This is a genomic window from Psychrobacter sp. L7, from assembly GCF_002810365.1.
In the GTDB taxonomy this organism is placed as follows: domain Bacteria; phylum Pseudomonadota; class Gammaproteobacteria; order Pseudomonadales; family Moraxellaceae; genus Psychrobacter; species Psychrobacter celer.
Genome location: NZ_NEXR01000002.1, coordinates 38,140 through 52,372, shown reverse-complemented (window position 1 = coordinate 52,372; position 14,233 = coordinate 38,140). Strand labels below are relative to the sequence as shown.

The window sequence follows — 14,233 nt, the reverse complement described above, 5'->3', positions numbered from 1 at the left end:
AGGTCTCTTATAATATCTATGACCATACTGACAAAGGATCGCTATGATCACCGATGGCAACAAGCCACCATCAAGGCCCAATCCACCACCGCGGCCTAGGTTTTTTCGCCGCCTGCTCAAGCTGCTGATCAGGGCAGCAGTATTGTTGATGTTGCTGTTTGTATTAGACAGATTATGGCCCAGCATCAGCCAACAAACCCAATCCTTTGTCGTCGCCAAATGGCAACAGCTCAGCTTATTGCAGCAAGATCTGCCAACAGAAAACAGCCTGCCCTCACCACTGCCTCAGCAAAACCTGAGCGACACGTGGGGCGCAGCGCGCAGTCAAGGCCGCACACACGAAGGGATTGATATATTTGCCGCGCGAGGCACACCGATACAAGCGACGACAGCAGGCATCGTCAGTAAGGTCGGCGAAAACACCCTAGGCGGGCGTGTGGTGGTCATCGTCGGTCCTGGCGGCACTGGGCACTACTATGCTCACTTAGAGGAGTATGCCGATATCGCCCCCAATGACTGGGTCGATGCGGGTGATATCATCGGCTATGTCGGCGATAGCGGCAACGCCAAGGGCACACCGCCGCACGTGCATTATGGGGTTTATATCCAAGGCAATGCGGTCAATCCCTACCCGCTTTTACAAAAATCCGAGCCTGCTCGATAGCCTGTCATGATAAGCACGACGATTGCTTGCGTATCCATCTGACATTGGCTAACAGCCATCAAATATTATATTAATAGCCATCAAACCTCAGCTAATGGCAGCAGAGCGCACGTAATTTGGCGGAAACACCGCACTAAATGTCGAGCCGCCGCCTTCTACCGACTCGATTTGTAGGTTGGCTTCATGCTGGTATAAGACGTGTTTGACGATAGCCAGCCCTAAGCCTGTGCCGCCTGTGGCACGGCTACGACCCTTGTCGATACGATAAAAACGCTCTGTCAGGCGGGCGATGTGCTGAGGCGCAATACCGATGCCATTGTCCTCGACAGCGAAACGGCAACCCTCTGCTGTTTTGGTCCAGCTGACGGTGATATCACCACCTTTTGGCGTGTATTTAATCGCATTGATCACCAGATTGGATAAGGCGCTGGTCAGATACATCTCTGAGCCGTACAGCCCATCATAGGTGTCTATCTGTAGATGGATGCTATGACCGTACTCTTGATTGTAGGCCTGTGCATCATCATAGATATGGGTCAGCAGCTTGGTCATATCGATATAATGTAGCTCATGAGTCTCTTCGATTTCGATACGCGATAGCAGTAATAAATCATTGACGATTCTATTCATGCGCGCTGTCTGCTGGGTCATCAGCTCAAAGCCGCGCTTCCAGTGCGGCGGCATGTCTGGCTGATCCGAAAAGTTTTCTAAATACCCCATCATCACGGTCAGCGGCGTACGCAGCTCATGCGAGACGTTGGCCACAAAATCGCGGCGCATCTCTTCTAGATGATGCAGACGCGTCACATCGTAGATGATCAATAGCTTTTCGTCGGCAAACGGGGTCAGCTCACACTTTAAATAACGCTCAGGCGCGCGCCATGACTTTATATGTACACCTTCGTCAGCCAGCGTCGGCGCTTGATAGTACTGGCGAAACTCAGATGCGCCAATAAAGTCAAAAATACATCGGCCTTTATCTGCTGCCTGCAATAATAGTAAATCTTCAGCAGCCTGATTCCACCATTCCAGACCATCACTGTCATTGAGTAAAATCACCGCATCGCGCAGCGCCCGCAGCGCACTTCTTATTTTTTTTAATTGATCGGTGGTGTTTTGTAGCGCTATCGGCTCTGAGATATCTTGTTCGGTACATTGCTTTGACATTATGTTACTCATCCATTTTTCGTGACCTATTTTTTTGCCCTACTTGTTCTCTCGTTATCATAATGATGACTACCCTTATCTGCTAAGTGGCCCTTACTGATAATCACTTACTGATAACTATGGTGATGATAGCTGGACTGGCAACAGAATTGCGGCGGCTGTTTTGGCAGTATGAGTGCCGATTATTTGGCCTCAACAAAGCGTGAGAAGCGATAACCAGTACCGCGCACCGTTTGTATCAGCTTATCGCAGTCATGAGGGCGCAGCAGTTTGCGTAGGCGTTTGATATGCACATCGATGGTTCTGTCTTCGATATAGACATTGCCGCCCCACACTTGATCAAGCAGCTGGGTGCGCGTATAGGCACGCTCAGGATGGCTCATAAAAAACGCCAACAACCGATATTCGGTCGGTCCGACATCGATGATTTGCCCAGACGCCATGACCCGCTGGCTTTTGGGGTCGAGGCTTAACTTACCTATTTCAATGGTCTTGTCGGCGCTCAAAGCATTGCTACGGCGCAACACCGCTTTGATCCTTGAGATCAGCTCGCGCGTCGAAAAAGGCTTGGTCATATAATCATCTGCGCCCGCATCCAGACCGTGCACCTTGCTGTCCTCTTCGCTTTTGGCCGTCAGCATGATGACGGGTATCTCAGCGAGTAGCTCATCACTTTTGAGCATACGACAAAAATCAATGCCGCTTTTGTCCCCAGGCAGCATCCAATCTAGCAAAATCAGCGCTGGCCGATGGTCGACCACTTGTTGGTGCGCCTCTGATACGTCCGTTGCCTGCAAGCTATCAAAACCGGCCATCTCTAGCGTCATGACGACCATCTCGCGGATTGCAGGTTCATCTTCAACAATCAAAATTTGCTCATTATACATAGGGTATTCTCAGTGATAAGGGACAAAACAGACGTATAAAAAAGGGCGATAATCGCTCGCCACTGCTTGCCTATTAAACGCGGTAATTGTGACAGTTTGATGACATTTGTCATTTAAGCGGCTGCTATAAACCAAGCCACTTCCCTCAAACAGATGGCACTCACCATCATGATTCACATTTGATGCTTTAGCTCACGTCTAATATAAAATTCAGTGGCCCATCATTGATACTCATAACCTGCATGTCTGCGCCAAACTGACCCGTCGCTACCTGAGGGTGCTGACTGTTGGCATAGTCGACTAGCTGAGCAAACAGCACGCGCGCTGCCTCTGGTGGCATGGCACCGCCAAAATCAGGACGCCGGCCTTTGTCGGTCTTCGCCATCAGGGTGAACTGTGATATCAGCAGCAGCCCTCCAGCGACTTGCTGGACATTTTTGTCCAGTTTGCCATATTTGGCAGGGTCATCGTCGTTTTCAAAAATACGATAGCCAAGAATTTTATCAATCATCCGCTTGGCCGTTTGTAGGTCGTCTTCAGGCCCCAAGCCGATATACGCCAGCACGCCGCGCTCTATACGCCCGACACAACCCCCATCGACGCTGACGCTTGCACCATGTACCCGCTGTATCAATGCTTTCATTTATGCTCCCTTACCAATTATGCTCATACAAACTTAGGCCGTCCATGATAAAATATCATCATTTATTTGCCTATTTATTACTCTCTCACCTTTATTTTGGTCGCCATATTATGAATGTATTCACCACCTTGCAGCAGCTTGTCCCGCAACAAAAGCTCAGTAAAGTCGCTGGCCGTTTGGCTGCCAGTCGCCACCCCTATGTCAAGCGCACCTTTATTCGTAGCTTTGCAAAAGCCTATCATATCAGCTTGGATGAGTATGAGCGCCAAAACTTAGGTGCTTATGAGAGCTTTAATGACTTTTTTACTCGCGAGTTAAAAGCAGACGCGCGCCCTATCGACGCCACGCCTCAGGGGATTGTCAGCCCAGCTGACGGCATCATCTCGCAGCTCGGTCAGATTGACGACCATAAGCTTTTGCAAGCCAAAGGGCGCTACTATGATATCGGCCAACTGCTGGCCGATAGCGAAGATGGGCATTATTTTGCCGATGGCAGTTTTGCCACGGTCTATCTGGCACCCAGCAATTATCACCGCGTTCATATGCCGTTTACTGGTACCTTGACCAAAACCCGCTATGTACCAGGCACGCTGTTTTCTGTCAACAACACCACGGCTGCCAACATACCTGATTTGTTTGCGCGAAATGAGCGTTTGGTGTGTCTGTTTGATACCGCCTACGGCAAAGCTGCGGTCGTGATGGTCGGCGCGATGATCGTCGCTGGTATCGAGACAGTCGCCACTGGCAAAATCAGCCGTACCGACGATATTCAAGAAACCGAACACGACATGGAGCTTGAAAAAGGCGATGAACTTGGACGTTTTTATCTCGGCTCCACTGCGATAGTCGTACTACCGAAAACCGCCAAAGCCGACTGGCAAGACAGCCTGCAAGCCAATAGTGTGGTAAAAATGGGACAGCTACTGGGCTAGATAATCTGTCTGTTTTTTTAAGACAAAACCCAGTCAAGCGCGAATAATCACGCTTGGCTGGGTTTTTTAATGGCTATCTATGTGACCATAGTTGATCAATCTAAAATAAGCACAGTGCTACTGGGATGATTTTGGGCAGCATCGAAGGGTCGCAGCACGCCTATTTTTTTTTGGCATCGTGTGCCAGTTTTGCGCCGCTGCCGATAGGTGCCGCGGCCAGCGTTAGCCGTACCAAACTGACCCAAGCGAACGATTTTATTGGTCATGCATCGATTAGCCAGCCTTGCTTGGTCGCATGGTCGATACGCTGTGACAGCCAGTCATGGATAGGCGGAAAGCTGTCTTTGATAAAGGCATGCGCGCCAGCCACTTGCGAGCGCGTCACCCCCAGCTCAATCCACGTCTGCCCGTTGGTATTGAGGTTGAGCAAAAACGGCAATAAGCGATCCACCACCCGTAGCAGCTGCGCTTCTTTGCTATCGCCTGTCTCCTGTGCTTCCCAGACCGCTGCTAAGTTAGCAATGCCATTGCCACGCTCCGCTTGCAAGCGCGCCATGCCTTGGCGCTCCTCGATATGCGCCGTATGACGCGTATTGTCGTATAAAAAAGTATCACCAGCATCAATCTCACCCAAATCATGAACCAGCGCCATCTTGAGCAGCTGCTCGTGATTGACATCTAGCGCAAACAAGTCAGCAATCGACCAACACGCCATCGCCAAATGCCAAGAGTGCTCAGCTGAGTTTTCGCGGCGGGTGGTCTGGGTGACATAGCTGCGCCGATTGACACGCTTTAGCGCATCTAATTCTAATAAAAAATGCGTCACATCATCGATATCGATATGATCAGCAGGCGCAGTATCCGTTAAGGCATTGTCATTTGAAGGTGTCGGGTGGATTGAATGGTTGGATGGCATGTCTCTCTCTTAAGCAGTCAGCAAATGTAGCGCTCATTTTAATACAAAACCCGACCCTAGACGTAAAAATAGCGCTGATAGCCTCAAGCGCTATTTTTATATCTGACCCACACACTTGCGGCAGCACAAACAAAGCAATTTGGACAAAAGGCTATTTGATCAAATTGCTGATGGTTTTAAACGCTGGATCTTGACTACTGCGGCACAGCTCAAACAAGATAGACTCAACCGTGCTGATCACTCCACCTGCACGGCGAATACGGCGAATGGCTTGTTTTTTGTCATACGGAAATCTCGAACCGACAGCGTCTCCGATGATGACCGGCTGCATACCGTTGTCTAATAAATCAAGCGCCGTTTGCATGACGCATACATGTGCCTCTGCCCCAAACAGCAACACAATACTGCGGTTTTGCTGCGCCAAATGGTGCCATGACTCATCGTTATCACACGCACTAAAGGTCACTTTTTCAAAGCTTTTGGCATTGTTATCTGCAAGCACCTCACGAATTTCAGGCAAGGTATCGCCAAGGCCTTTTTTATACTGCTCGTTGAGCATGATAGGGATATCAAGCGCCTGCAGCCCCTTAATCAGTGCCACGGTTTTTTTGACGATATTTTCGTGATCATAGATATGCGGGGTAAGGCGCTCTTGGACATCGATCAGCATCGCTTGGGTATTTTCGCGAGCGATACGATACGTGCGGTCGGTAATCATGGTAGACATAGTACACTCCTTGTATGACTGACAATGATAGCTATATTATAGTGCTGGCTTATAGGTTTTATTCATTTCATACGCTTGTTCGCTTCACTGTTATTTAGTCATAGATTTGTAGGGGCGTCAATGCAGATAATTTTTATTAACAACTTATGCACACGTTATAAACACGTGTTTGTCATACAATTTTTAGCATGCAACCATAAAAAAAACCCCAATCATAGAGATTGGAGTTTTTGTTAAATAAACCAGACTAACATTGCTCGTTAAAAGTCTTATACACGCTCAATCACAGTGGCGATACCTTGGCCAAGGCCGATACACATGGTTGCAAGGCCAAGCTCGGTGTCAGACTGCTCCATAGCGTTTAGCAAGGTAACCGTGATACGAGCACCTGAACACCCTAGTGGATGACCCAGTGCAATCGCGCCACCATTGATGTTGACGATGTCTTGCTTGTCCGTCAGGTTCAAGGCTTTAAGTACAGATAGACCTTGGGCAGCAAAGGCTTCGTTTAGCTCGATGGTTTGCATGTCATCGACGCTCATGCCAGCGCGCTTTAAGGCTTTGTTGGTCGCAGGTACCGGACCGTAGCCCATGATAGCCGCATCACAGCCAGCGACAGCCATGCTACGAATACGAGCGCGAGGCTTTAGACCAAGATCTTTGGCTTTTTGCGCGCTCATGACCAACATCGCTGACGCACCGTCAGAGAGTGCAGATGACGTCGCGGCAGTCACTGTACCGCCTTTAGGGTCAAAGGCTGGACGCAGTTTTTGCATTTGCTCCATCGTCGCATCTGGGCGAATCACTTCATCGACGGTACATAGCTGCAGACGGCCATCTGCATCATGGCCTTCGATACCGATGATTTCATTATCAAAGCGGCCTTCAGTGGTCGCAGCCCACGCACGGCGATGTGACTCAAGACCAAAAGCGTCTTGCTCTTCGCGGGTGATGTTGTTCATACGGCCCAGCATTTCAGCGGTTAAGCCCATCATGTTTGAGGCTTTAGCATAGTGTTTAGAGGCTGCTGGGTTGAGATCCACGCCATGCATCATACCAACATGACCCATGTGCTCAACACCGCCGATGATAAAGACATCACCTTGACCGGTCATGATTTGCGCGGCAGCGGTATGTAGCGCCTGCATAGAAGAGCCGCATAAACGGTTGACCGTTTGGCCGCCAGCAGTCTTTGGAATACCAGCCAGCAGGCCGATATTGCGGCCGATGTTTAGACCTTGCTCTAGGGTTTGGTTGACACAGCCCCAGATGATGTCTTCGACATCGTTGGTGTCAAAATCGTTGCGCTCTACCAAAGCACGCACCAATTCTGCTGAGAGATTATCAGCACGAACATGGCGGAACATACCGTTTTTAGATCTTCCCATCGCCGAGCGTACGCCATCTACGATGACCACATCTTTTGGACTTAAAGTTGTCATACTATCTTCCTTTTCAATTTTTATTGTCAGTGTTGTCGATTTAATCAGGCTCTATAGCCATCTATCACGCGATCCGTACATCAGTACGATAACTATCTAGATGTTTTCGCGCTGGATCTGGATATTGTCGCGGCAGGCCAGACCTGATGAAACCGACCAAAACGGTGCGTCTGCTATTTTTTTATCACCGATAACGATGTCAGCAAACGCACCCCACTTATCCTAATACGGTATGCTCGTTACGCTGTGGCGTAAAAAGTCTCGCCAGCGGCTGCCATGTCGCGAATCTTTTGCGGCGCTTCATAGGCTTTGCCAAGGTGTGCGTATTTTTCGCATAGTGCCAAGTAGTTATCGAGACCCATTTGGTCGATATAACGGCAAGGGCCACCGCGGAACGGCGGGAAACCAACGCCCATAATCATCGCCATATCTGCCTCACTTGGCGTGCTGACGATGTTGTCTTCTAGGCAGCGGACGGTCTCATTACAGAAAGCCAGCATGGTGCGGTCGATGATGGTTTGATCATCAAACTCTTTTTTGTCGCTATCTGTCGTGGTTTTGAGTAGCTCGTAAGTGGCGTCATCAGCAACTTTCTTTGGCTTACCGCGCTTGTCGGTTTCGTACTTATAGAAACCAACGCCGTTTTTCTGACCTAAGCGCTCGTTTTCATATAGATGCTCGATCGCCCCTTTATAATCAGGCTTCATGCGGTCAGGGAATCCTTCTGCCATCACTTCTGCGCCATGTACGCCCGTGTCTAAACCGACGACGTCGATTAGGTAAGCAGGACCCATCGGCCAGCCGAATTTTTCCATGACTTTATCGACATGGACGAAATCAGCGCCTTCTTTGAGCAGCAAGTCAAACGCGCCAAAGTATGGGAAGAGGACACGGTTTACCAAGAAACCTGGGCAGTCGTTGACCACCACTGGCACCTTGCCCATCTTGGAGGCCAATGCCACAGTGGTCGCGATGGCTTCTTCTGATGACTTCTCACCGCGGATAACTTCAACGAGTGGCATACGGTGTACTGGGTTGAAGAAGTGCATACCGACGAAGTTTTCTGGACGCTCAAGTACTTCAGCTAGATAAGTAATAGAGATGGTCGAGGTATTTGATGCTAGGATACAATCGTCTTTTACTAGCCCTTCGACTTCTTTGAGTACCGCACGTTTGACGTTTGGATTTTCGACCACCGCTTCGATAACGATATCAGTCTCAGCAAAATCACCATAGTTCAGAGTCGGACGGATACGGCTGAGCGTTTCGCCCATTTTGGCTGGGGTCATCTTGCCGCGCTCGACCATTTTGCCAAGTAGCTTGCTGGCCTCGCCCATACCCAAATCCAATTGCTCAGACTTGATGTCTTTCATGATGATTGGCAAGCCTTTACTGGCTGCCTGATACGCGATACCGCCGCCCATGATACCTGCGCCAAGTACGGCCGCTTCAGAGATTTCATGTGCTTTTTTGCTGTGCTTTTTGGCCAGTTTTTTGACCAATTGATCGTTTAAGAACAGACCGACCAAGCTCTCAGCCTGAGGGGTTTTTGCCGCTTTGGCAAAACCTGCCGCTTCGACTTCGATCGCTTTATCACGTGGCAGATTGACATGCTTTTCGATTGCTTCGATCGCGATCGCAGGCGCTGGGTACTGCTTCGGATTGGCTTTAGAGAAGATCATGCCTTTGGCACTGTTAAACGCCATCGCTTGCTCAAGCTGGTTGAGCTTTACAGGATTTAGCTTCTCTTCACGCTTGGCTTGCCAGTCAAGCTCACCTGAGATACATTTTTTCACTAGGTCAATCGCAGCGTCTTGCAGATCATCAGCAGGGACGGTCGCATCTACCAGACCAAGATTTAGCGCTTCTAGTGGTTTTTTTGGTTTACCAGTAGCGATTAGCTCAAGCGCATTGTCGATACCGATGACACGCGTACTACGTACCGTACCGCCGAAGCCCGGGAATATACCTAATTGAGTCTCTGGTAGCCCGATGATGGCTTTGTCGCTCATGACGCGATATTCACACACCAAGGTCATCTCACAACCACCGCCAAGCGCTGCGCCATTGATGGCAGCTACTTTTGGAAATGGCAGATCTTCAAAGCGGTTAAAGGTATCATTGATACTCACCACCCAGTCTTTGATCTCGTTTTCTGGGTTTTTAAATGAGCCAACAAACTCTGTGATGTCAGCGCCCGCGATAAACACGCCTTTGCTTGAAGTGACAATAAGGCCTTTTACGTCGTCGGCTTTTTCCAAAGCGCTGACCGCTTCGCCAAACTGCTTGTTGGTCTCGGCATCAAACTTGTTCACGCTCTCATTTTCGGCGTTGTATTGCATGTTGGCGATGCCGTCTTCTAGCATTGTCACCGTGATGCGATTTCCTTGGTATACCATTTGAAACTCCTTGCTATATAACGAAAGCTACGTTTTGGATTACAATCAATAGCCAGTTACTGTTAGTAAAATGGGTAATAGCACTGTGCGCCGATGCTGCCACCAAGACAAACATCGTCATGACGACAAACCACTAGCGGGCGCACAGTGAAGATATCTTTATTATCCAGCGCTCATAGTAATGTACTTATTTTTACGTCGCTTGTACAACATCGTTTGGCGCTTTGTTTATATATTACAGGTATCTACTACGGCTGTCGGTGCTGATTGGGGAGCGCCATCGCATGTAGATGCAGCGATGACGGTTTAGGCAGTCCGGCTCACTCACGCCGGCGACTGCCTTTATCAGCCCATTTCCACGGCAATTAGTGTAGGGGATTATGCCCCTCACTGTCACAAGCTAATACCATACTCACAAGTCACTCTTAAGTCGAGACTCGCCTTTACCTAGTGACTAATGTGCTTTAAGTGACCAGTTGTATACTCAGTGGACAGCCGCCTCATCACAACACATTCAATCACTAAATAAAACGGGCAATACGTAACGAGGGTTGGCTGCAGGGCGTACCGCAGTGCAGATGACATTGCCTCTTGTGTTTTTTAGCATGCTCTTTGACAAAAAACTGCCAAAAACGCGGCGCGGATGATACGCGCTTCATAAGCAGGGCCAGCTATCATGCTACACTATCGCTATTTTTCTTGTCTCTTTTATAAATGGTTGGATTATGACTGTCTCTCCTACTTCTGGCTTTATGTCTTTTTTGCGTATAAATGACGGCGCGCATGATAATACTGATCACCATATCAATAATAAAACCAAGCAATTTCATCAGATTGTGCGCACGCAGATTGCCAAAGATATCGAGGTGTTATTTGCGTATGCCAAGCTGCCAAGCCCGCTGCTGGATGCCTGCCAATATGTGATGACGGGGCAAGGTAAGCTGGTGCGTCCGCTACTGGTCGCCAGCGCCTTCGCCAGCGTGAATGATAATCGCTGGCATGGCGAGGCACAGCCTATCAGCCCAGATACCTCTGAGACCATGACGCAAGGCCGCACGGCAAACCCTCTATTAGAAAGCCTGTTAGAAAACGACTCCGATTATGATATGGCGCGCCGAGCGGCATTGGCCGTCGAGCTATTGCATACCTATTCATTGGTACATGATGACTTGCCCTGTATGGACGATGACGCGCTGCGTCGTGGGCAGCCAACCGCGCATATTGTCTTTACCGAGGCAACCGCCCTACTGGCAGGGGACGTGCTCCAGACCCTCGCCTTTGAGGTACTGACCGCAGAGCTGCCGACTTTTGCGCCATTTGATGCCGCGATTGCCAGTCAGCTGCTCGCGGTATTTGCGCCGCGCGCTCGCCGTATGGTCTCAGGGCAAACGCTGGATCTCAATGCCGAAGCCAACCCCGACATTACCCAAAGCCAATTAGAAGCCGTCCACCGTGATAAAACCGGCGCGCTCATCGAAGCGGCGATGCTGATGGGCGGGATTTGTGCTGGCGCGACCGCGCAAGCGCGCATGGCGCTACAAGAATGCGCCCAGCATATTGGTCTGGCTTTTCAAGTCCAAGACGATATCTTGGATGTCACCACCAGCACCGACACCCTTGGTAAACCTGCTGGTAGCGATGAAAAACTGGATAAATCCACTTATGTCAAACTGATGGGGGTTGAGCAGGCGACCAACTATGCGCAGTCGCTGTTTAATGACGGACGCGCTGCTATCTTGCGTGAGTTGAGCGGTAATAAGGACACCAACGCCTTATTGGCACTCATCGAATGGCTATGGTCACGTAAAAAATAAGCGTAGCAATAAACATTAAAAACGATAAAGGGTGGTCAGCATGGACGGTACCCCGACACCGCGTATCTATCTTGGCACCGGCGGCTATAGCGATACCGACTTGCTTGGTACGCTGTACCCAGCCGGCACCAAAAAGACAGATTTTTTGCGCGAATATGCTCGTCAATACGGCGCGGTCGAGATCAATAGCACCTTTTACGCGCCCATCGGCCAAAAAGCCTTTTCTGGTATGATTAATAAGGCCTACGTACAAGCCGATAGTGAGCTCAAATTCGCCGTCAAGCTGCATCAAGACTTTACCCATGCGCGCAAAGGCACAAGCGAGCACGCACAAGCGTTTTTAAACGCCCTATCCCCACTCATCGAAGCCGATGCGCTCGCGCCCCTACTATTGCAATTCCCCCATGGCTTTGATCGTACTCGCGAGCATCGGCTGTATCTGGCCAATCTGGTCAGTTGGTTTGGCGACTACCCACTCGCCATTGAGTTTCGTCATAATGGCTGGCATACCCCGCAAGTGGTCGATAGCTTTATCAAGCAAGGTCTCATTTGGTGCAGCGTTGATTATCCTAAAGTCAGCGGTCTACCACCATCACGGCTGATATTTACTGAGCGCACCGGTTACCTGCGTATGCATGGTAATAATCTGAACTGGTGGGATGCCATGAGCGCCAGCGATCGGCATGATTATCGCTACTCTGAAGCTGAGATGCAGGACTGGGCGCAAGCGATTGCCAATCAGCGTCAGCACTTTGACACGCTCTATATCTTTTTTCAAAACACCGTCAACGCGCATGCTTATTATAATATTGCGATGTTACGTGAGGCATTGGGTAAGTTTGGGTTTGAGGTGATCTAACAGAGTTTATGGACCTAATTAAAAACCAACCTCTTTTTATAGCACTCATACTATTGCTAATTTTGAAACATAAGGACATAGCGTGTATACAATAATAACTGAAAATGACGAATCGGCTTGGGCCGATGAAACTGGTGTTCTTTATCATTTCCCGAAAAGATACCAAAAGCACCTCAAACCAGGTACGAAAGTCATTTATTACAAAGGAACATTGAAGAACAAAAAATTTTCTAGTAAAAGGTTATCTGACGCGCCACACTATTTCGCTATCGCTAAAATCGGTAAAACCTACCCCGACAAAGAAAGTAGTAAAAATGATTTTTTTGCTACTATTACTGATTTCATACCCTTTAAAGAAGCTGTTTTAGCAAAATATGAGTCCAAATACTTAGAAACAATCCCTGATTCGAGAAAATCCAATTATTGGCGCGATGGAGTAAGAGCTATCGATGAGGATACTTATCAGCTGATTATCTCTAAAAGCAGGATCAATAAGGTTTCAGAGCAAAAAACAGCTTATATCTCAGATAAAAATGCAGAACATTATCAAGATTCGCTTGAATCTTTCAGTGAAGGTAAAGCATCAAAACGCTATGTAACTACATACGAAAGAAATCCTAAATATAGAAAACAAGCAATTGCTATTCACGGTGACTCTTGTACTGCTTGCGGATTTAACTTTGGAGAGTTTTATGGAGAATATGCAGAAGGCTTTATTCATATTCATCATATAGTTCCTGTTTCAGAATTTGAAACACCTAAAGAGATAGACCCAGAAACCGACTTAATTCCTTTATGCGCAAACTGTCATTGTGTCGTTCATAGAAAGAAAGACAAGACATTATCAATCCATGAAATAAGAACGTTAATAGCTGACAACTCTAAGTAAAAGATATAAATAGTCATTGTAAAGTGAAGCTGTATTAACAGCAGCAGAACATAAAAGAGCAGCCAAAAAAAAGGACGCCTCTCAGCGTCCTCTTTTCTACTTATAAAGTAAATCAAATACTTAGTGACTACAGATTATTTCTCAACACCCGCATCTTGACCTTTATATTTCGCATTTGCGTAGTCCCAGTTCACGAGCTTGTCTAGGAACGTATCAACATAGTCAGGACGACGGTTACGATAATCGATGTAGTAAGCGTGCTCCCATACGTCACAAGTCAATACCGCGACTTGACCGTGTGCCAATGGGTTATCAGCGTTACCAGTCTTCGCGATTGATAGTTTACCGCCGACTTTATCAGCGACAAGCCATGCCCAACCAGAACCAAACTGTGAGGTTGCTGCGTTTTTGAACTCTTCGCGGAACTTGTCATAACTACCAAAATCTTCTTCGATTTTCGCTTTGAGATCACCAGTCGGTTCGCCGCCGCCGTTTTCTGGGGTCATGCAGTTCCAGTAAAACGTGTGGTTCCATACTTGCGCCGCTTGATTAAACATGGTTTGCTTGCTGTCATCTTTTGCCGTGGCTTCGATGATCTCTGGCAATGTTTTGTCTTCTAGACCAGAGCCTGGTAGCAAATCGTTTAGTTTATTGACATACGCGGCATGGTGCTTGTCATGATGGTATTCTAGCGTTTCGGCACTGATATGTGGCTCTAGCGCGTCTTTTGCATAAGGTAGATCTGGTAGAGTAATGTTTGACATAATTATTTTATCCTTGCTTATTTGCCGCTCTTATCTCACCTGCCTCAAAGAGGCAAGCAACATACCGAGCTAAATTGGCTGAGTTTATTGTTTGAGATGAATTTTATCGCTTAATACTTTTGTCGTTTAA

Annotated in this window: 14 protein-coding genes; 5 read left to right on the top strand and 9 right to left on the bottom strand. The window is 48.3% G+C overall.

The genetic code is table 11. From position 1 onward, the window contains the following. Window positions 1-43 precede the first annotated feature (43 nt). Window positions 44-664, top strand: a complete 621-nt coding sequence (locus CAP50_RS02895; RefSeq protein ID WP_100749014.1) for a M23 family metallopeptidase — start codon at window positions 44-46, stop codon at window positions 662-664. 87 nt (window positions 665-751) lie between these two features. On the opposite strand, the gene phoR is transcribed toward CAP50_RS02895, so the two are convergent. The 3 genes from phoR to dtd all read right to left on the bottom strand — a co-directional run bounded on the left by phoR (window position 752) and on the right by dtd (window position 3,361). Further along, window positions 752-1,843 (bottom strand): phosphate regulon sensor histidine kinase PhoR, encoded by a 1,092-nt coding sequence (gene phoR, locus CAP50_RS02890; protein WP_241900626.1) that lies wholly within the window; start codon window positions 1,841-1,843, stop codon window positions 752-754. Between the two features lie 170 nt (window positions 1,844-2,013). Next, window positions 2,014-2,718 carry a phosphate regulon transcriptional regulator PhoB gene (phoB, locus tag CAP50_RS02885; protein WP_100749012.1) on the bottom strand — a complete coding sequence of 235 codons (705 nt, stop codon included), beginning with the start codon at window positions 2,716-2,718 and terminating at the stop codon, window positions 2,014-2,016. A gap of 187 nt (window positions 2,719-2,905) precedes the next feature. Then, complete coding sequence (gene dtd / locus CAP50_RS02880; protein ID WP_100749011.1) at window positions 2,906-3,361, bottom strand: D-aminoacyl-tRNA deacylase; 456 nt, start codon at window positions 3,359-3,361, stop codon at window positions 2,906-2,908. Window positions 3,362-3,471: 110 nt separating this feature from the next. Here dtd and asd point away from each other — a divergent pair, with 110 nt between their 5' ends. Then, window positions 3,472-4,293 carry an archaetidylserine decarboxylase gene (gene asd, locus CAP50_RS02875; RefSeq protein WP_100749113.1) on the top strand — a complete coding sequence of 274 codons (822 nt, stop codon included), beginning with the start codon at window positions 3,472-3,474 and terminating at the stop codon, window positions 4,291-4,293. Between the two features lie 95 nt (window positions 4,294-4,388). On the opposite strand, the gene CAP50_RS12665 is transcribed toward asd, so the two are convergent. From CAP50_RS12665 to fadB, 5 genes are all read right to left on the bottom strand, one after another. Then, window positions 4,389-4,559, bottom strand: coding sequence for a hypothetical protein (locus tag CAP50_RS12665; RefSeq protein WP_172953050.1), 171 nt, complete (start codon window positions 4,557-4,559; stop codon window positions 4,389-4,391). Then, complete coding sequence (locus tag CAP50_RS02870) at window positions 4,556-5,209, bottom strand: HD domain-containing protein (RefSeq protein ID WP_100749010.1); 654 nt, start codon at window positions 5,207-5,209, stop codon at window positions 4,556-4,558. The genes CAP50_RS12665 and CAP50_RS02870 overlap by 4 nt, the downstream gene beginning before the upstream one ends. A 151-nt stretch (window positions 5,210-5,360) precedes the next feature. Continuing rightward, window positions 5,361-5,936, bottom strand: a complete 576-nt coding sequence (locus CAP50_RS02865; RefSeq protein ID WP_100749009.1) for an isochorismatase family protein — start codon at window positions 5,934-5,936, stop codon at window positions 5,361-5,363. A gap of 269 nt (window positions 5,937-6,205) precedes the next feature. Next, window positions 6,206-7,378, bottom strand: a complete 1,173-nt coding sequence (gene fadA / locus CAP50_RS02860; protein WP_075102534.1) for an acetyl-CoA C-acyltransferase FadA — start codon at window positions 7,376-7,378, stop codon at window positions 6,206-6,208. 239 nt (window positions 7,379-7,617) lie between these two features. Further along, window positions 7,618-9,777 carry a fatty acid oxidation complex subunit alpha FadB gene (fadB, locus tag CAP50_RS02855; RefSeq protein ID WP_100749008.1) on the bottom strand — a complete coding sequence of 720 codons (2,160 nt, stop codon included), beginning with the start codon at window positions 9,775-9,777 and terminating at the stop codon, window positions 7,618-7,620. 752 nt (window positions 9,778-10,529) lie between these two features. On the opposite strand from fadB, the gene CAP50_RS02850 reads away from it, so the two are divergent. From CAP50_RS02850 to CAP50_RS02840, 3 genes are all read left to right on the top strand, one after another. After that, window positions 10,530-11,591: a polyprenyl synthetase family protein gene (locus CAP50_RS02850; protein WP_446737502.1), complete on the top strand. Its 1,062-nt coding sequence runs from the start codon at window positions 10,530-10,532 to the stop codon at window positions 11,589-11,591. Between the two features lie 40 nt (window positions 11,592-11,631). Continuing rightward, a complete protein-coding gene (locus tag CAP50_RS02845) occupies window positions 11,632-12,450 on the top strand; it encodes a DUF72 domain-containing protein (RefSeq protein ID WP_100749006.1) in 819 nt (272 codons plus the stop codon). Window positions 12,451-12,532: 82 nt separating this feature from the next. Continuing rightward, window positions 12,533-13,339: an HNH endonuclease gene (locus CAP50_RS02840; protein WP_100749005.1), complete on the top strand. Its 807-nt coding sequence runs from the start codon at window positions 12,533-12,535 to the stop codon at window positions 13,337-13,339. A 134-nt stretch (window positions 13,340-13,473) separates the two neighbouring features. Here the strand turns inward: CAP50_RS02840 and CAP50_RS02835 are convergent, their stop codons facing one another. Beyond that, window positions 13,474-14,103 carry a superoxide dismutase gene (locus tag CAP50_RS02835; protein ID WP_075102530.1) on the bottom strand — a complete coding sequence of 210 codons (630 nt, stop codon included), beginning with the start codon at window positions 14,101-14,103 and terminating at the stop codon, window positions 13,474-13,476. Between the last annotated feature and the right edge of the window lie 130 nt (window positions 14,104-14,233).